The sequence below is a fragment of the Pandoraea pulmonicola genome (genome assembly GCF_000815105.2).
Lineage (GTDB): Bacteria > Pseudomonadota > Gammaproteobacteria > Burkholderiales > Burkholderiaceae > Pandoraea > Pandoraea pulmonicola.
The window spans coordinates 2,628,693-2,644,649 of the sequence record NZ_CP010310.2; the positions used below are offsets into that span (position 1 = coordinate 2,628,693).

Annotated in this window: 16 protein-coding genes and 1 pseudogene; 10 read left to right on the forward strand and 7 right to left on the reverse strand. The window is 63.4% G+C overall.

Features of this window, described 5'->3' with window-relative positions; genetic code table 11:
• Positions 1 to 254 precede the first annotated feature (254 nt).
• From RO07_RS11610 to RO07_RS11630, 5 genes are all read left to right on the forward strand, one after another.
• Positions 255 to 1,028, forward strand: coding sequence for an SDR family NAD(P)-dependent oxidoreductase (locus RO07_RS11610; RefSeq protein WP_039410870.1), 774 nt, complete (start codon positions 255 to 257; stop codon positions 1,026 to 1,028).
• Between the two features lie 93 nt (positions 1,029 to 1,121).
• The gene (locus RO07_RS11615) at positions 1,122 to 1,802 is read left to right on the forward strand and encodes a cupin domain-containing protein (protein WP_039410872.1); all 681 of its coding nucleotides are present in this window, start codon (positions 1,122 to 1,124) and stop codon (positions 1,800 to 1,802) included.
• Positions 1,796 to 2,941: a flavin monoamine oxidase family protein gene (locus RO07_RS11620; protein WP_039410874.1), complete on the forward strand. Its 1,146-nt coding sequence runs from the start codon at positions 1,796 to 1,798 to the stop codon at positions 2,939 to 2,941. The genes RO07_RS11615 and RO07_RS11620 overlap by 7 nt, the downstream gene beginning before the upstream one ends.
• Positions 2,942 to 2,990: 49 nt before the next feature.
• Positions 2,991 to 4,016, forward strand: a complete 1,026-nt coding sequence (locus tag RO07_RS11625; RefSeq protein ID WP_039410877.1) for an alcohol dehydrogenase — start codon at positions 2,991 to 2,993, stop codon at positions 4,014 to 4,016.
• Complete coding sequence (locus RO07_RS11630) at positions 4,013 to 5,257, forward strand: MFS transporter (RefSeq protein WP_039410879.1); 1,245 nt, start codon at positions 4,013 to 4,015, stop codon at positions 5,255 to 5,257. Before RO07_RS11625 ends, RO07_RS11630 begins: the two co-directional genes overlap by 4 nt.
• Before the next feature lie 165 nt (positions 5,258 to 5,422).
• On the opposite strand, the gene RO07_RS11635 is transcribed toward RO07_RS11630, so the two are convergent.
• Positions 5,423 to 6,007 (reverse strand): tautomerase family protein, encoded by a 585-nt coding sequence (locus tag RO07_RS11635; RefSeq protein WP_052267212.1) that lies wholly within the window; start codon positions 6,005 to 6,007, stop codon positions 5,423 to 5,425.
• Positions 6,008 to 6,111: 104 nt separating this feature from the next.
• Here RO07_RS11635 and RO07_RS11640 point away from each other — a divergent pair, with 104 nt between their 5' ends.
• Positions 6,112 to 7,125, forward strand: a complete 1,014-nt coding sequence (locus RO07_RS11640; RefSeq protein WP_039410881.1) for a GlxA family transcriptional regulator — start codon at positions 6,112 to 6,114, stop codon at positions 7,123 to 7,125.
• A 56-nt stretch (positions 7,126 to 7,181) separates the two neighbouring features.
• Here the strand turns inward: RO07_RS11640 and RO07_RS26570 are convergent, their stop codons facing one another.
• Together RO07_RS26570 and RO07_RS11650 are read right to left on the reverse strand one after the other, a co-directional pair.
• Positions 7,182 to 7,562 carry a c-type cytochrome gene (locus RO07_RS26570; protein ID WP_072637198.1) on the reverse strand — a complete coding sequence of 127 codons (381 nt, stop codon included), beginning with the start codon at positions 7,560 to 7,562 and terminating at the stop codon, positions 7,182 to 7,184.
• A 178-nt stretch (positions 7,563 to 7,740) separates the two neighbouring features.
• The gene (locus RO07_RS11650) at positions 7,741 to 8,637 is read right to left on the reverse strand and encodes an oxidoreductase (protein WP_039410883.1); all 897 of its coding nucleotides are present in this window, start codon (positions 8,635 to 8,637) and stop codon (positions 7,741 to 7,743) included.
• An 83-nt stretch (positions 8,638 to 8,720) separates the two neighbouring features.
• Between RO07_RS11650 and RO07_RS11655 the strand changes: the two genes are divergently transcribed.
• Positions 8,721 to 9,605 carry a MurR/RpiR family transcriptional regulator gene (locus RO07_RS11655; protein WP_039410885.1) on the forward strand — a complete coding sequence of 295 codons (885 nt, stop codon included), beginning with the start codon at positions 8,721 to 8,723 and terminating at the stop codon, positions 9,603 to 9,605.
• The gene (locus RO07_RS11660) at positions 9,605 to 10,468 is read left to right on the forward strand and encodes a DMT family transporter (protein ID WP_039410887.1); all 864 of its coding nucleotides are present in this window, start codon (positions 9,605 to 9,607) and stop codon (positions 10,466 to 10,468) included. Before RO07_RS11655 ends, RO07_RS11660 begins: the two co-directional genes overlap by 1 nt.
• Before the next feature lie 49 nt (positions 10,469 to 10,517).
• Here RO07_RS11660 and RO07_RS11665 read toward each other — a convergent pair whose 3' ends face one another.
• Positions 10,518 to 11,132: a 3'-5' exonuclease gene (locus tag RO07_RS11665; RefSeq protein ID WP_039415171.1), complete on the reverse strand. Its 615-nt coding sequence runs from the start codon at positions 11,130 to 11,132 to the stop codon at positions 10,518 to 10,520.
• A gap of 183 nt (positions 11,133 to 11,315) precedes the next feature.
• A pseudogene (locus RO07_RS26805) lies at positions 11,316 to 12,062 on the reverse strand (AraC family transcriptional regulator); the annotation flags it as partial.
• A 154-nt stretch (positions 12,063 to 12,216) separates the two neighbouring features.
• On the opposite strand from RO07_RS26805, the gene RO07_RS11675 reads away from it, so the two are divergent.
• On the forward strand, positions 12,217 to 12,921 hold the full coding sequence (locus RO07_RS11675) for an O-methyltransferase (RefSeq protein ID WP_039415176.1): 705 nt from the start codon (positions 12,217 to 12,219) through the stop codon (positions 12,919 to 12,921).
• 2 nt (positions 12,922 to 12,923) lie between these two features.
• On the forward strand, positions 12,924 to 13,664 hold the full coding sequence (locus tag RO07_RS11680) for a siderophore-interacting protein (protein WP_072637019.1): 741 nt from the start codon (positions 12,924 to 12,926) through the stop codon (positions 13,662 to 13,664).
• 30 nt (positions 13,665 to 13,694) lie between these two features.
• Here RO07_RS11680 and RO07_RS11685 read toward each other — a convergent pair whose 3' ends face one another.
• Both RO07_RS11685 and RO07_RS11690 read right to left on the reverse strand, forming a co-directional pair.
• Complete coding sequence (locus RO07_RS11685; protein WP_039410891.1) at positions 13,695 to 14,399, reverse strand: SDR family oxidoreductase; 705 nt, start codon at positions 14,397 to 14,399, stop codon at positions 13,695 to 13,697.
• Positions 14,400 to 14,621: 222 nt separating this feature from the next.
• A complete protein-coding gene (locus RO07_RS11690) occupies positions 14,622 to 15,863 on the reverse strand; it encodes an MFS transporter (protein ID WP_084072844.1) in 1,242 nt (413 codons plus the stop codon).
• Positions 15,864 to 15,957 lie beyond the last annotated feature (94 nt).

The following is a 15,957-nucleotide window of genomic DNA, read 5'->3' on the forward strand; positions in this document are numbered from 1 at the left end:
ATAAAGATCTTCTTTCAATGATTGACACTTTATCTCATTTGTCACAGTTCCCGAATTCGCGAAGAATTTGATCTGAATAAGGGTAGGCATCTCGTGATGCGCAAGGCTCTGGGAGTTTCTTGGCATCGATCTTCATACATAGCTTTTCTTGCAAACGAGGCGAAGCGCTTTGTATGGACATTGAGCGTGAAGACCGCCTGTCCCTTGTTTATTTCAACCAAGGCCTGTCAGCGGGCGGGAAAGAGAGAGTTCAGATGAGCAATCAGTTCAGGGGTAAGAAGTTGCTGGTCGTCGGCGGCACCAGCGGCATGGGCTTGCAAACGGCCAGGATGGTCCTCGCCGAAGGCGGCTCCGTCGTGGTCGCGGGCCATCGTGCGGACAAGACCGAAGCGGCTCGCCAGGAACTGGCCGCGCTGGGTCAGGTTGCAGCGCTGACGGCGGACCTGGGCAGCGATGAAGGCGTGGCAGCACTCATCAAGGCCATCGACGAACAGCATTCCGACATCGACCTACTGGTCAATGCAGCGGGCGTGTTCTTCCCCAAGCCCTTCCTGGAACACCAGGACGCGGACTACGACCAGTACATGAAGCTGAATAAGGCGTTCTTCTTCATCACACAGAAGGTTGCCGCCAACCTTGTCGCCAAGGGCCGCCCGGGTGCCATCGTCAACATCGGTTCGATGTGGGCCAAGCAAGCCATCGCCGCCACGCCGTCGTCCGCCTACTCCATGGCCAAGGCCGGCCTCCATTCGCTGACCCAGCATCTGGCCATGGAGCTGGCACCGAAGCACATCCGCGTCAACGCGGTCTCGCCCGCAGTGGTTCATACCCCGATCTATGAGGGCTTCATCCCGAAGGCCGAAGTGCACAGTGCGCTGCAGGGCTTCAACAGATTCCATCCGATCGGTCGCGTCGGTTTCCCGCAAGACGTTGCCGAAGTCGTCACCTTCCTCCTGTCGGACAAGGCGGGTTGGGTGACTGGCGCGGTCTGGGACGTGGACGGCGGCGTGATGGCTGGTCGCAACTGACGCGCGAAGGTACCGAAGGCGTAAGTCGTGAGGGAGGTGTTGCCTGGCGCCGATCTTCCCAGCCAACGTCCTCCCGATTCTTGAAGAACATCCATGCTCGTCAATGCAGATCTTTCGCTGCGCGCCGCAGTAGAGCCCCACCAGTACCGCTGGGTGGACTCGCCGCAGCCGGGCGTCGAGCGTGTCATGCTGGACCGCTTGGGCGGTGAAAAGGCCCGGGCGACCAGCATCGTGCGCTATGCACCTGGATCGCAATTCCCTCGCCATCAACACCCCGGTGGCGAGGAGATCCTGGTGCTGTCCGGCACCTTCTCCGAAGGCGGGGAGCATTATCCCGCCGGCTGGTACATGCGCAATCCGCCGGGCTCCAGCCACCAACCCTCCAGCGAAGTGGGGGCCGTCATCTTCGTCAAGCTGTGGCAGATGCGTGCCAGCGAGAGCCGGCGTGTGCGCATCGACACCCGCGACGCTTCGGCGTGGACGGTTCGGGGTGGACGTGCGGCTTGTCTGCTGTTCGCAGACCAGATCGAGCTCGTGTCGATGGAACGCCTGCCGGCGGGCGTCCGCGTTTGCTCCGGACCGGTCGAAGGCTCGGAAATACTGGTGCTGGAGGGCGCCTTGCACGAAGGCGCACATCGGTACGACCGTGGCAGTTGGATACGGCTGCCTCCAGGTGAGCATCCCGATCTCGTGGCGGGCGACGCCGGAGCCACGATGTATCTCAAGACAGGGCATCTCTCGGCCCATGCCAGAGAGAAAGGTATTCCATGCTGAAGGCGAGAGTAGCCATCATCGGTGGCGGTCTGAGCGGTCTGTACGCGGCCGCATTGCTCGAAGAGCGTGGCATGCGGGATTACGTGCTGCTCGAGGCGCGCGAGACCTTGGGGGGCAGGATCCTGTCCATGCCCCGAGGCAGTGATACGGGCGACGCTGGATCACCGTCCGACATCGGGCGTTTTGACCTCGGCGCGACCTGGTTCTGGCCCGATCTGCAGCCGGGCCTCGCGCGATTGGTGGATGAGCTTGGTCTTGCCACCTTCGAACAGCATGAGGCCGGAGACATGCTGGTTGAACGCTCCAGCGTGCACAGGCCCAGCCGTGTCAACGGTTATCGCTCTGCTCCAGCCTCACTGCGGGTGGTGGGTGGTATGGACGCACTGATCGAAGCCCTGCGCGATCGGCTGACGGCCGACCGGCTCATCTGCGGCTGCCATGTCAAGCGCCTGGTGCACTTGGGAGGCGAGGGCGTCGAAGTACAGGCCGACGACATGCTGGGGCGCCCAGTCGTTTATCGCGTGGCTCATGTCCTGCTGGCCGTGCCTCCGCGTCTCGCAGTCCACGCGCTCGACTTCACGCCGACGCTCCCGCACGCGCTGGTGCAGCAATGGAAAAACTGCGCGACCTGGATGGCTCCGCATGCCAAGTACGTGGCGGTCTTCGACAAGCCGTTTTGGCGCGAGCAGGGACTCTCCGGCGAAGCGCGCAGTTCCGTGGGGCCTCTGACCGAGATCCACGATGCATCGTCCGAGGGCGGCCACGCCGCGCTGTTCGGGTTCCTCGGCGTGCCCGCGCACGTGCGGGCCCAGGTAGCGGAAGCAGACCTGTTCAATCACTGTCGCGCCCAGTTGGTGCGATTGTTTGGCAGCAGTGCGGCTTTGCCTCAGGTGGAGCTCCTCAAGGATTGGGCGAGCGACCCCTATACCGCGGTGGCCGCTGACCAGCGTCCGGGTTTGCATCAGTCCCTGCAACTGCTTCCGACGGCGCTTTCCGGTACGTGGCGAAACCAACTCATTGGCATCGCGAGCGAATGGTCGCCGGAGTTTTCCGGATACCTCGCGGGCGCGGTGGATGCCGCCCGGCGAGGCGTTGAGGTGCTGACGGCCCCCAACGCGGCCAGTTCCCTTTTGCATTGACATATCCGTCCCATGAATTGGATGGGATGAAAACACTGGAGAGACGGAAATGAAGACAAGCTATCGGGCCATGCAGGTCAGCAGCCCAGGCGTGCTGGAGCTTGTGGAGCGAGAGACGCCCCAGCCGGGTGTTGGCGAAGTCCTGATCCAGGTGGAGGCCTGCGGCATCTGCGGGGCGGACGCCGCCGACATCGAGAAGGCCAACCCCGCGACCCAGCCACCGCGCGTGCCGGGCCACGAGGTGGTCGGGCGCATCGTGGCATTGGGCACTGGCACGCCCTTGATCTGGAAGGTCGGCCAGCGCGTGGGCGTGGGCCGCCTCGGCGGCCATTGCAATGAATGCGTCCAGTGCCGCCAGGGACGTTTCCAGCTGTGCCAGAACCAGCCGATCGTCGGCGCCACCTGCGATGGCGGCTATGCCGAGATGATGCTGGCGCGCAGCACGGGCCTGGTGTCGATTCCGGACGAACTCAATGCCGAGGAAGCCGCGCCGATCCTGTGCGCGGGCCTTGCCACCTTCAACGCGCTGAAGAAGTGCGGCGCCCAGGCGGGCGACACGGTGGCCATCCTGGGCATCGGTGGCCTGGGGCACATGGCGCTGCAGTACGCACGCAGCATGGGCTTCAAGGTGATTGCCATCGGACGCGGCAGCGATGTCGCCGCGGATGCCCTGGCGCTGGGCGCACACGTCTACATCGACAACCGCGAGGAAGACGCCGCAGCCACGCTCAAGAGCATGGACGGAGCACAGGCCATCGTAACCATGATCGACCATGCCGAGACCGTGTCGGCATTGCTGGGGGGCCTGGCTCCGGAAGGGCGACTGGTCGTGCTCAACCCGGGCAAGAGTCCGCTGCAGGTCCCTGCGGGCCTGCTGGTCGGTGGCCAGCGCAGCATCCTGGGATCGATCACCGGCACGCCCTACGACAACGAAAAGGCGCTGAACTTCAGCGTGTTGGTGCATGTGCGGCCGCACATCGAGGTCATGCCATTGGAGCGGGCGGGCGAGGCCTATCAGCGGAAGAAGTCCGGCAACGTCAAGTACCGCATGGTGCTGACCATGGGGAACCAATGACGCAAAACACGACTACTCCTGCGGCGAATTCGTCTGCCGTGCTCCCGGAAGAGGTCCAGAGCGCAAACATATGGCGCCTGTCCATCGCCCAGGCGCTGGCCGGCGCGAACTCGGTGGTGGTCTATGCCACCGGGGCCATCGTCGGCGACATGCTGGCGCCTACACCGATGCTGGCCACGCTGCCGATCTCCATCTTCGTGGTGGGCATGGCGGCGTGCATCCTGCCCATGGGGACCATCACCCGAAGACATGGCCGGCGTGCCGCCTTTCTGCTGGGGACGGGGGCCGGCGTGCTGACCGGCCTGCTGGCCATGCTGGCGGTCATCTTGGGGTCGTTCTGGCTGTTCTGTCTGGCGACCTTCTTTGGTGGCAGCTACGCAGCCGTGGTGCTGTCGTTCCGCTTTGCGGCTGCCGACGGGGTGGCGCCAGGCCGGCGCGCGCGTGCACTGTCGCTCGTCATGGCCGGGGGCGTGGCCGCGGGCGTCGTGGGGCCACAACTGGTGACCTGGACCATGGACCTGTGGCCCCCGCACATGTTCGCGCTCACCTTCCTGGTGCAGGCTGCCGTCGCGGCGATTTCGGCGGTCATCCTGCGTGGGGTCCGGTTGCCGATGCCGAACAGGGCGGATGTGGCGGGCGGTCGGCGACTTAGGAGCATCGCACTTCAGCCGCGCTTCATCGCCGCGGCGATCGGCGGTGCGGTTTCCTACATGTTGATGAACTTCCTGATGACGGCCGCGCCCCTGGCGATGCACATCTGTGGGCATTCGCAGGCGTCGGCCAATCTGGGCATGCAATGGCACGTCATCGCGATGTACGCGCCCAGTTTCTTCACCGGCTCTCTGATCACCCGCTTCGGCGCAGGCCGTGTGGCGATGGCTGGCTTGTTGCTGACGGGCCTGTCCGCCGGCGTTGGGCTGGGCGGCGTTGACGTGGCGCATTTCTGGGGGACGCTGGTCCTGCTCGGGCTGGGCTGGAATTTCGGATTCCTTGGGGCGTCGGCAATGGTGCTCGAATGCCATCGGCCCGAGGAGAAGACGCGCGTGCAGTCGTTCAACGACTTCATCGTGTTCGGCCTGATGGCGATTGGCTCGTTCTCGTCCGGTGGCCTGCTGTCCGCCTATGGCTGGGACACCGTGCTCTGGGTCTCGTTCATGCCGCTCGCACTGGCGGTGATTGCGTTGACGATGGTCCTGCGAAGAAAGTCGACCGCGGCGACTGAAGCGGGAAATGCCTTGTAGCGGGCCGCACTGACCGTTCGTCAAGGGGATGCGGGAGCCGATCTCGTCGTTCCACTGCTTGGGCTGGCGGGTGAGACAGGAAAGCTGTTAAGCGAGTACAAAAAGCATTTTCGAGACGGTGATTACCGACACAGCACTGCGCAACCTTAAGCCTAAGTCCAAGACTTATAAGGCTTCTGGCTGTGTGTTTTTCATCATGCATGCGCTATCGCGGTCGGCCTCGACGGTCCCATGGCGCACGGCGTCGAGAGTGGCTTCGAGCATCGAACGGGCTTTCTCGCGCCGCCTCCGAGCGAGCCGCGCTTCTCCCACGCTTCTCTTGCTCGGATCATTGACGAGCATGGCGTGGATGTCGGGAACTGTCCGAATGGTGCCTCTGCTGCCCCATTGTCCGTCGGGAATTTCGGTGGGGAATACCCAAACACGGGGGGCGATATCTTCAAATGTCGTGTTCTCGGCGCGAGCGAAAGCTTCCGTTATTTCTCGAACCAGCGCTTTACGAGATTCATCGGTGTATTGACCCTCGGGAACCGTAGGAACGATTCGATAACGCGGCAACTTGGACGGCTCGCCACCGACGAACACCCCTGCAGGTCGATGAAGATTGAGTACCGTTACGCCACGAGCGATCTGACTGCCCGGATCGTATCCTTCGGCTTTGATCAGAATATCGGTCAGTTCTCTAAAAAGTTGCGCCTCCGCTGCGGGAGTCAGGCTATCTGCGGGAATGAGCGCGTCGATCATTGGCATGGTGGTGTCCTCTCATCGGTTGTTCCGAGCCTAGATCATCCCGCTTTGCAAACTTGCGTGGGAGTGGCAGGATTGCCTCTTTTGAGGGTATATCGGACATTGCGATGACTACCATCCGAATTTGGGTCTACGACGGGATTCTTGCCTCCGGTGTTGCCGGGCCGATCGATGTTTTCAATGCCGCGAATCACTTGAGCGCAGGGGCGGCCATGCGTTCGTCCAGATTCGAGTGGCGAGTCGAGTCGCTCGATGGCCGAGAAGTCAAAGCTGCCTCGGGTCAGAGTATTGCGGTAGACGGAAAGATCGAGCCGCGCCGGCGCGCAGATGCGGTCCTGCTCACCGCGCCATTCTTTTCCGACATGGAGGAATTTCTCGCTCGAGAAGCGCAATTGAGTTCACTGCTTTCTGCGATCCGCAGTCAACACAAAGCAGGGGCCGTGATGGCCGCGTACTGTACCGGGAACTACCTGCTTGCCGAAGCGGGACTTTTGGATGGTCGCGCCGCCACAACGCATTGGTCGAAGGCGGCCGACTTTACGCGGCGCTATCCCAGAGTTTCACTGCGAGCACAAGAAGTTCTGATGTCGCAAGACGGCATTGTTTCGAGCGGGGCGGTTACCTCGTATCTCAATCTCGCCATACGGCTGGTCGAAATGTTTGGTGGCGAGAAACTAGCGTCAATGACCGCAAAGGCGCTATTGATCGATATGAATCGAATCTCTCAGGCCTCGTATGCCAAGCTCCTGGGCGAGCATGGGCACACCGATACGCTTGTCGCCAGGGCTCAGCAGCGTATGGAGGTGACGCTTCAGCACGGTATTCAACTGCGAAAGCTTGCCGAACATCTGGCTGTAAGCGAACGTACGCTTAACCGACGCTTCAAACAGGCAGTGGGTTTGGCGCCATTGGAATACCTCCAGCGCCTTCGCATCGAAGTGGCAAAGCAACTGCTCGAATCGAAACCAATCGAATTTGATGAGGTGAGTCAGCGTGTCGGATATGGTGACGTCAGCACGTTTCGGCAGCTCTTTAAACGCAAAACCGGTCTGACGCCACGTGAATATCAAATGCGCTTTGCTAGCACCAACCGGTCGGACGGCGATGTCGGTAACTCTTAAGTTGCGCGTCTTGACCGGTTGTTTGCTTCGATTGGCGACGGGCCGCGTCCATGCGTTCATCGACTTCGAGAAATTACGCCAGTCATATATTCATTCAGATCGCGGAAATCCTTAACTGTCCATGTGAATGCAGGCAACCTTGTGCCGTTTTCTCGTAATGTCCTGGGAATCAGATCCCCGTTTGGACGGAGTATTACGGACGAGACAATGACGCCTGGGTAAGCGACCAGGCGTTGACGGAAAGCGGGTGTTGTGAGATCGGGCGTAGGAGGGACACTCTTTTTAGCCAATGGCCCTGTGCCTTTAATATCGGTTCCGTGGCACATAGCGCACCTCGACAAGAAGATTCGCTCTCCATTTCTGCTGTCAGCAAGGGAGACGGATGGAATCAAAAGCGTGATTGCCAGTGCGGCGATGAAATTTTCTTTAGTCGTCATTGCGCGCTGAAAGGCCGGCATTCAACCGAATGCGGCCGATGTAGAAGGAAAACTATTCCCTGACGATAATGCCATACGCTTGAGTGTCCAGCGCCAGAGCGACGTCCTGAATCGCCAGATCGTGGCGAGGGCGAGGATGAAGAGGCGGGACAGCGCGAGCCTGGTCCGCAGGATCAGATCAGCCAGGCCCGTCACTCGCGGCGGCAAGGAGCGGCACCAACACGTCGCTGATGGGTGTCGGGATGCCGTGAGCCCGGCCGCGGCGTGAGACAACACCGTTGCGAACCTCCCATTCGAGTGGCCGGCCAGCTTCTCGATCCGTCAGGATGGACGTGCCCATGTCGGCGGGTGCCGCCAGGAACTTGTCGAGGATCGCCCGCGGCACCTCGTCGCCAAGTTCAGCACCCTCGGCACGCGCCACGGCCAGACATTCCTGCAGATAGTCCAGGGTGAGCCTGGAGATGTCGGACCGGGCGAACATGCCCGAGCGACGATGCGTGAGCGCCATGAGTCCGGCCGCCGCGTTCTGCAGCAGCTTGCGCCAGGCTAGAGATCTGAAATCCTCGGCCAGCTCAACGAAACATCGGGTGCCTTGCAGCGCCTCCGCCGCCACGCGGGAAGCCGGTGTGTCCGGCAAGCTGAGGTGCACATCGCCGCGCAAGCGCACCGAGCCATCCGATTGCGCCTGCGCAGGAAACCACACAACAGCGGGGACTATCCGCGCGTCCGGGAAATGTGGGGTGACCTTCTCCAACTGTTCAACCCCGTTTTGCAGAACGCACACAACGGTCTCCGGACCGATCAACGCGGCAAGCCAGTCCACCGCCGCCTCGGTCTGTGTCGTCTTGACCGCGAGAAAGACGAGATCGACCGCGTGATCGATCTGTCTGGGATCCGTCTGGACGGGACCGGGAATGGTGATGTCGCGTTCGCCATCCTGCAACGTCAGATGATCGCGGGACGTGCGGCCGCATAGCAACGGTGTGCGGCCGACTTCGTGCAGCGCAGCCGCGATCGTGGTGCCGATGGCACCCGGACCCACGACAGCGACGGAGGTAAGGGTTTCGGTATTCATGAAAGGACTCCTGTGGCGTCGTTGCAGCGCGCTTGTCCGCGCAATGGTTGTGTGCTTCGCATAGAGTATGTAACATATTACAAATGAATAATGATAATGGTAATAAAATTTCAAGCGAAGAGGGGCGCCTCGGGCAATGGCTTGGGAGCATCCAGGCCCGCAGTGGCGATCTCGCCGCCAGCGAGGCAAAGGTAGTCGCTCTTCTGCTTGCCGATCCCTTGTTCGTCGGCGCGAGCACGGCCGCGCAGGTGGCTGCTCGGGCCGGCGTTTCGCCGCCGAGCGTGGTCCGGGCCGCGCGTGCGATTGGGTTCGGCGGGTTCACCGAGCTCAAGATCGAGATCGCCCGCGCACGCGGCACTACACGGTTCTTCGCGCCGCCTGAAGCACTCGCCGCGGACGCGACGTCGGCCACAGTGCTGGAGACCTCCATTCGCGCAGGCACCGACGCCCTGACCGCACTCGGCGGGGCCGTCGAACTCCCTGCGTTCGACCAGGCGGTCGATACGATCCTGTCCGCGCGACAGGTGATCGCATTCGGGGCCGGCCCTTCAGCGACGGTTGCCGCCGATGCCGTCTTCCGGCTACGTGCGGTCGGCGTGACGACCATCAGCATCCCGGACCATTTGTCGGCCATGATCGCGACGCGTCTCCTCGGCCCCGGCGATGTCGTGATCGCCGTCAGCTCGACGGGGCGCACCTCGACGACGCTTGCCGTCGCCGATGCGGCTGCCTCCGCCGGGGCCTCGCTCATTGCCATCACCAACCAGTACAGCACGCCGCTGGCGAACCTCGCTGACGTCGCCCTCGTCGTCGGCGGTGTGCCCCTGCCGGCGCAGATGGCCGCGGCGGGCAGCCGATTGGCTCAACTCGTCGTCATTGACGCGCTGGTCGCCGCCATTGCGCTACGCGACCCGGAGCGCAGCCGCAGGGCAGAGCGGGCAGGCATCGACTTGCCCGACATTTCTTGATGCAGCCCACCATTGTCGCGATGGTTCTGGCCGCAGCAGTCGCCCATGCGGTGTGGAACCTGGCCTCGAAGTACAAGCGGGGGGATACCTTGCTGTTCGTCTGGGCCTATACCTGGGCCTCGACGCTGTGGTGCGTCCCGATTGGCATTGCGCTCATGGTAAAGGGACAGCAGGCGCTCGATTGGCGGCTCGCGGTGGCCGCAGCAGTCTCGGCCGCGTTGCACATCGCGTACTCCATGGTCCTGCAGGACGGATACGACCGGGCCGAGCTTGGCGTGGTTTATCCGGTCGCCCGAGGCACGGCACCGATGCTCACGATGCTGTTCGCGGTCCTTCTGCGGGGAGAGCGGGTCAGCGGGGTCGCCGTGCTTGGCGCGCTTCTCATCGTCACAGGTATCCTCGTCGTCACCGGCAACCCGTTCAGAAGGGGGAGCCGCCAACCACTGCAGGGCGTGTTGTGGGGGACTGCCACCGGCGCCGCCATCGCCAGCTACACCCTCTGGGACAGCTATGCGGTGACCTCGTGGCATTTGGCGCCCGTGAGCTACTACGCCGGCACGCTGCTGTTGCAGAGCGTGTTCCTGGCCCCTATCGCGCTGCGTCGTCGGCATCGGATTTCAGCTGTCCTGCGCGCTGACGCTGTGCCGATTCTCATCGTGGCCGTGTTCTCCCCGCTGGCCTACATCCTCGTTCTCACCGCCATGCAGACCGCTCCGGTGGCGCTTGTCGCGCCTTTGCGCGAGTCATCGATTGTTGTCGGCGCTCTCCTCGCATACTGGCTCTTCCGTGAAAACCATCTCGCTCGCCGTATCGTCGGGGCGATGGTCGTGCTGGTCGGGATCGTGGCGATCGGTTCGGGTTGATCGGGAGCCTGTCGCCGCTCGCAATACGCCACACTCAGCGCTCAAAAGTCTACCGTCCCTGCGCCAGTGCACGCAGCATCATCGGCACCTTATCCTTGCTCGTCGTCTGCACACGCGAGATCAGCGCATGATCCACGTGCCCCAGGCCGTACGTCCGCCCGATGTCGTTCTGCAGACGATGCCAGAGATGCGTCGTCATTTCCGCATCGACCATCGCCCGGTGAGCGCGGCCGGTTTGCGGCAGGCATAGCATCTGCGCCAGACTGGAGAGCCGGTGGTTCTGGGCGTGCGGGTAGATGCGCCGTGACGCCAGCATGGTGCACGCAAACGCGTGGTCGGCCTTCATGCCGAGCAACGCCAATTCGGCCTGCCAGAACCGCTTGTCGAACCCGGCATTGTGCGCGACCACCGGACACGCCCCGACAAACTCCGCAGCTTCGCGCATCACCTTGGATACCGACGGCGCCGCGGCGATCATGTCATTCGTGATGCCCGTCAGCGCGGCGACGTCCGACGGAATCCGCCTGCCGGCGTTCATCAGGCTCTGATAGCGATCGACGATCTTCCCGTCACGCAAAAGGACGACGGCAATTTCCGTCGCCCGATCGCCTTGCGTTGGCGACAGGCCGGTGGTTTCAAAGTCGAGGACTGCTACGGTTTGCATGCATTTATCACGGTTCGTCGGCAATCGGGACGCACTGCGCCAGTGCCTCCGATCACGACATGGGTCGACGCGAATTTCAACGCGTGATTCTACAGATCGTCCGACGCTCGCCCGACGTTCCGCGACATAACGGCCCGGTGACGTGCCCAATGCCTTGCGGAACATCGTGACGAAGCTCCCGGCGCTTTCATAACCCAGCGCGTCCGCGACTTCCTGAACCGATGAGCCCGTGCTCAACCATTTCACGGCCAGCATCAACTGCAGTTGTTGTCGCCAACGCCCGAAGCTCATGCCGGTTTCCTGCGTGAGCAGCCGCGCGAGCGTCCTTTCGCTCAGTCCCACGCGACGCGCCCATATCCGCATCGTTCCCCGGTCGTCCGGCGCTTTCATGATGGCCTCGGCAATCCGGCGCAATCGCTTGTCGGTCGGCATCGGCAACTTCAGCGTGCCGAGCGGCGCCGCTGCGAGTTCGTCGAGCAACAACGTGACGAGATGCGACTCGGGGCCGCCCTCGGGATAGCGCACAGGCAGCGTGGCCGATCGGACCACCAATTCGCGCAGGAGCGGTGTCGTGGTGACCGCACAACAGGCCGCCGGAAGCGCCGACGTCGCCGCCGGATCGATAAACGCGACATACACCTCGATCGTGCCCGCCGCCGTGATTTTGTGCATCACATCGCCCGGCACCCATAGCGCGCTATGCGGCGGCACGATCCACAGGCTGCCTTCGATCTCGCATGTGAGCACGCCGCGCAGCAACATCATGAGCTGCCCCTTGCGGTGGCGGTGAAAGTCCTTCTCCAATCGGTCCGGGCCCGCTTCGATACTCGCGATATCGATGCCCGACGCGCCGAACGTCACCACCGGACGCGGCACGACGTCGGGGTCTATCCATTCCACGTGGGTGCTCAGATCGGTGAGAAGCGGCATGGCAAGGGGGGCGCAGAAATGCAGATTGGCAGAAATTCGCAATATGTTGGCAGAGTTTCCCAATGCTGCCAAACGTCCAGCTTCCTAACATGATCGAGATCACGAACGGCCGCGCCGTTTGCCTCTGATTCCCCGATGGAAAGGAATGACGATCATGAATTCACTGCACGCCGGTCCGGCGGCCGACACCTTGGAGCGGCTCTTTCGCGAAGCCGAGCAAGCCGATAGCGGTCTGATGGATCAATTCGATGACCTTCCGACGGAAAACGCCGAGGAGGTCTTTGCCGATGCGATCAGCCACATGATGGCCGCCGAACGGCGAGACCTTCGCGGCGTGTACCGCGGTTACGCGGAGAACTTCCTCAACGTCACATCCGCCTATGGCCGATTCCTCTACCAGTGCGCCCGTGCGCGTCAGGCGACGCGCATCGTGGAGTTCGGCACGTCGATGGGGATCTCCACGATCCACCTCGCGGCGGCGCTTCGCGACATGGGAGGCGGTCATCTGATCGGTACGGAGCTGGAGCCGACGAAGGCTGCGCGTGCTCGTCGCCATCTCGAGGCGGCCGGTCTGGCCGATCTGGTCGACATCCGCGTCGGCGATGCTCGCGAGACGCTTGCCGATGTGGGCGGCGAAGTCGATCTCGTGCTGCTCGACGGTGCGTTCAGCCTCTATCTGCCGGTGTTGAAGCTGCTGGAGCCGCATCTGAAGACGGGTACGCCGATTCTCGCGGAAAACGCCTTCGACCACGACAACGAGTATCTGGCTTACGTCCGAGATCCCGCCAACGGCTACTTCTCTCAGCCGATTCCGATAAGCGAAGGCCGCGGCAACGAATTCACGGTGGTGACGCGATGACCATGACCGTGCCCGATAACACCACGCCGCCACCGGTACCCGGCCGGGTCAGTCGTGCACTGATCCGGATGTTCATGAAGCCGGCGCGTATCGTACAGGCCGAATCGCTCGGGGAAGACGTCCGCCTGATCACGATGGCGAGTCCGGCATTCCGCAACCTTCAATGGACGCCCGGCGACAAGTTGCAGATCGCCATGGGTTCGGCGTTCGTCGCGCGCACCTACACGCCTGTCGAATGGGATTCCGCGGAGGGAGCCACGCGTATCGTCGCCTTCGCTCACGGCAGCGGGCCGGGCAGCGAATGGGTTCGTCGCACGGCGCCCGGTGACACGTGCCACGTCTTCGGTCCGCGCTCGTCGCTCGATCTCACTCGCGCCACACCCGCTTGCGTAATGCTCGGCGACGAAACGTCGATCGCGCTCGCGTACGCGCTCAGTTGCAGTCGTGCCGAGGGCGACGCTCGGTACTTGTTGGAAGTCGGCGACGTCGCGAACGTGCGCGAGGTCCTCGCGCGGCTGAATCTCGGGGGCGTCGAGCTGTTTGCACGCTCGGCGTACGACCAGCACCTCGAGACCATGGCCGGTCGTCTGAGCGCGCTCGCCGACGACGCGACGATGTTCGTGCTGACCGGCAAGGCGTCGTCGATTCAACGCTGGCGTCGCGCCCTGAATGCGAAGCGGGTGCGGGCGACGCGGATCATGACCAAGGCCTACTGGGCCCCCGGCAAGGCGGGACTGGATTGATCCGCGTCGCGAGACCGCGAAGGGCGGGACTCAGACCGAGCGTGTCAGCCCGCCGTCGACCCGAATGTTCTGACCGGTGATGTAGCCACCGCCTTCGGAAGCGAGAAACGCCACGGTCGCCGCGATCTCCTCGGCCTTGCCGTAGCGCCGCATCGGCACGCTCTCGCGACGCACCTCCTGCTGCGGCAGGCTGTCGATCCAGCCGGGCAGGATGTTGTTCATGCGGACGTTGTCCGGCGCGTACTTGTCGGCAAACAGTTTCGTGAACGACGCCAGCCCGGCACGGAACACCGCCGACGTCGGGAACATCTCGCTCGGCTCGAAGGCCCACGCCGTCGAGATGTTGACGATCACGCCCGCGCGCTGCTTCTGCATGATCGGCGTGACGAGCCGCGTCGGACGGATCACGTTCATCAGGTAGGTGTCCATGCCGCGGTGCCAGTCCTCGTCCGAGATGTCGAGAATCGGCGCGCGCGGACCATGACCCGCGCTGTTCACGAGCACGTCGATGCGTCCCCAGCGGGCCATGGCGGTATCGACCAGCGTGGCGAGCGCCTCGTTGGACTGGTTCGAACCCGTCACGCCCACGCCGCCCAGCTCGGCGGCCAGCGCTTCGCCTTTGCCCGACGACGACAGAATGCCGACCTTGAAACCATCGGCCGCCAGACGTCGTGCCGCCGCCGCGCCCATGCCGCTGCCGCCTGCCGTAACCAATGCGACTTTTTCCACTGTCATGCTGTTAACCTCCGGATAAGCCGGCGTCCGCCCGTGTGGCCGCCGGCGCTTGTCATCGATGGGAAATCCATGGGCAGCAGCGTAACATCGCGACGCGTCACCCGGGCACCAGATTTCGACACATCATCCGGTAGAAAAACTGCACCAGGACGAAAGTGATTGGCCAATGACCGTCGCTTGACGCGCCGCGCACACGCGACGTCGCTCGTCAACGCAGAGTCTTCAACGTCCGGCGCGCTGCACGAAGCCATGTCGCCTGGCGAAATATGCGACACCCCAGGCGGCGACGGCGAGGATCAGCAACACATGCGGCAGGGCGGCCGCGCCCCACGCCGACAGCACTGCGCCGCCAAGAATGCCGCTGCCGGCGAACGACAGATTGAACACGGTGACGAGCATCGATTGGGCGACGTTTTCATGCGCGCCTGCCGCGTTGCCCAGGGCGGTCTGCAGAAGTGTCGGTGCGCCGCTGAAGCTCAGTCCCCACAGCACCGCGCCGGCCGCGAGCACGGGCCACGACGTCGGCCACGTCCCGAAAGCAACAATCACCACGGCGAAGGTCGCGAGCGCCAGCAGCACGAGCCGGCGCAGCCAGCGGTCCACCCACAAGCCGATCCCCCACAGCCCTACAAGCGTGAAGACACCGAACGTGGACAGCACCGTGGCAAGCCGATCGCCCATGCCGGCCGAGGCGAGAAAGGGCGCGATGTAGGTGTAGAGCGTGTAGTGCGCCACGACCCACAGCATCACGACGGCAAGGACGGGACGCACGCCGGGCAGCCGCAGCACGTCGCCGATCGGGGCGCGTGCGCCCGATGCCGTGCCGGGCACGTCGGGCACGATCCACAGCATCCAACCTACGAGGATCAGCGCAAAGGCGGCGAGTCCGCCGAACACCCAGCGCCAACCGATCATGTGGCCGAGCGTGGTGGCCATCGGTACGCCCAGCGCCAGCGCGAGCGGTACGCCGAGCATTGCGATGGCCAGCGCCCGGCCTTGTCGCGATGGACTGACGAGACGGCGGGCATAGGTCGCGATCTCGCTCCAGGCGAGCCCCGTCGCCAGCCCGACCACGAAACGTGCGACGAGCGTCAGCGTGAAGTGCGTGGAAAGCGCGGTAACGAGATTGCACACCACGAAGCCGAGCAGGGCGGCGATGAGTACCGTGCGGCGTGACCGACCTTGCAGCAGGGCGGTGAGCGGCACGGCACCCAGGCCGGCGCCGAGCGCGCACAGTGTGACGAGCTGACCGGCCCACGATTCGGAGACGCCGAAGCCGTCGGCCAATTGCGGCAACAGGCCGGCGGGTATGGTTTCGTTGGCGGCGGCGATGAACGTGGCGAGCATCAGCGCGACGAGCGAGGCCCAGGGGGTGGCGTCGGCACTGACCGTCGGTGCGATGGTTTCGATTGACGTGGCGCGGCGCGGCGGCGCCGATGTGGCGCGAGAGGAGGGGGAAGACATGTCGGTCGTGAGATGAAAAAACCCCGGATCGGGCGATGCGATGTAGTCTGCCAATGCGCGCTATATTTGATAATTCGTTACGAATTTGAATGAC

Bases quoted from the DNA above. Each gene is read 5' to 3' on its own strand.
- RO07_RS11680 (WP_072637019.1), top strand. From the start codon at position 12,924: ATGACCGTGCCCGATAACACCACGCCGCCACCGGTACCCGGCCGGGTC.
- RO07_RS11665 (WP_039415171.1), bottom strand. From the start codon at position 11,132: ATGCAAACCGTAGCAGTCCTCGACTTTGAAACCACCGGCCTGTCGCCA.
- RO07_RS26570 (WP_072637198.1), bottom strand. From the start codon at position 7,562: ATGACGACTAAAGAAAATTTCATCGCCGCACTGGCAATCACGCTTTTG.
- RO07_RS11675 (WP_039415176.1), top strand. From the start codon at position 12,217: ATGAATTCACTGCACGCCGGTCCGGCGGCCGACACCTTGGAGCGGCTC.
- RO07_RS11625 (WP_039410877.1), top strand. From the start codon at position 2,991: ATGAAGACAAGCTATCGGGCCATGCAGGTCAGCAGCCCAGGCGTGCTG.
- RO07_RS11640 (WP_039410881.1), top strand. From the start codon at position 6,112: ATGACTACCATCCGAATTTGGGTCTACGACGGGATTCTTGCCTCCGGT.
- RO07_RS11650 (WP_039410883.1), bottom strand. From the start codon at position 8,637: ATGAATACCGAAACCCTTACCTCCGTCGCTGTCGTGGGTCCGGGTGCC.
- RO07_RS11615 (WP_039410872.1), top strand. From the start codon at position 1,122: ATGCTCGTCAATGCAGATCTTTCGCTGCGCGCCGCAGTAGAGCCCCAC.
- RO07_RS11610 (WP_039410870.1), top strand. From the start codon at position 255: ATGAGCAATCAGTTCAGGGGTAAGAAGTTGCTGGTCGTCGGCGGCACC.
- RO07_RS11655 (WP_039410885.1), top strand. From the start codon at position 8,721: ATGAATAATGATAATGGTAATAAAATTTCAAGCGAAGAGGGGCGCCTC.
- RO07_RS11620 (WP_039410874.1), top strand. From the start codon at position 1,796: ATGCTGAAGGCGAGAGTAGCCATCATCGGTGGCGGTCTGAGCGGTCTG.
- RO07_RS11660 (WP_039410887.1), top strand. From the start codon at position 9,605: ATGCAGCCCACCATTGTCGCGATGGTTCTGGCCGCAGCAGTCGCCCAT.
- RO07_RS11630 (WP_039410879.1), top strand. From the start codon at position 4,013: ATGACGCAAAACACGACTACTCCTGCGGCGAATTCGTCTGCCGTGCTC.
- RO07_RS11635 (WP_052267212.1), bottom strand. From the start codon at position 6,007: ATGCCAATGATCGACGCGCTCATTCCCGCAGATAGCCTGACTCCCGCA.
- RO07_RS11690 (WP_084072844.1), bottom strand. From the start codon at position 15,863: ATGTCTTCCCCCTCCTCTCGCGCCACATCGGCGCCGCCGCGCCGCGCC.
- RO07_RS11685 (WP_039410891.1), bottom strand. From the start codon at position 14,399: ATGACAGTGGAAAAAGTCGCATTGGTTACGGCAGGCGGCAGCGGCATG.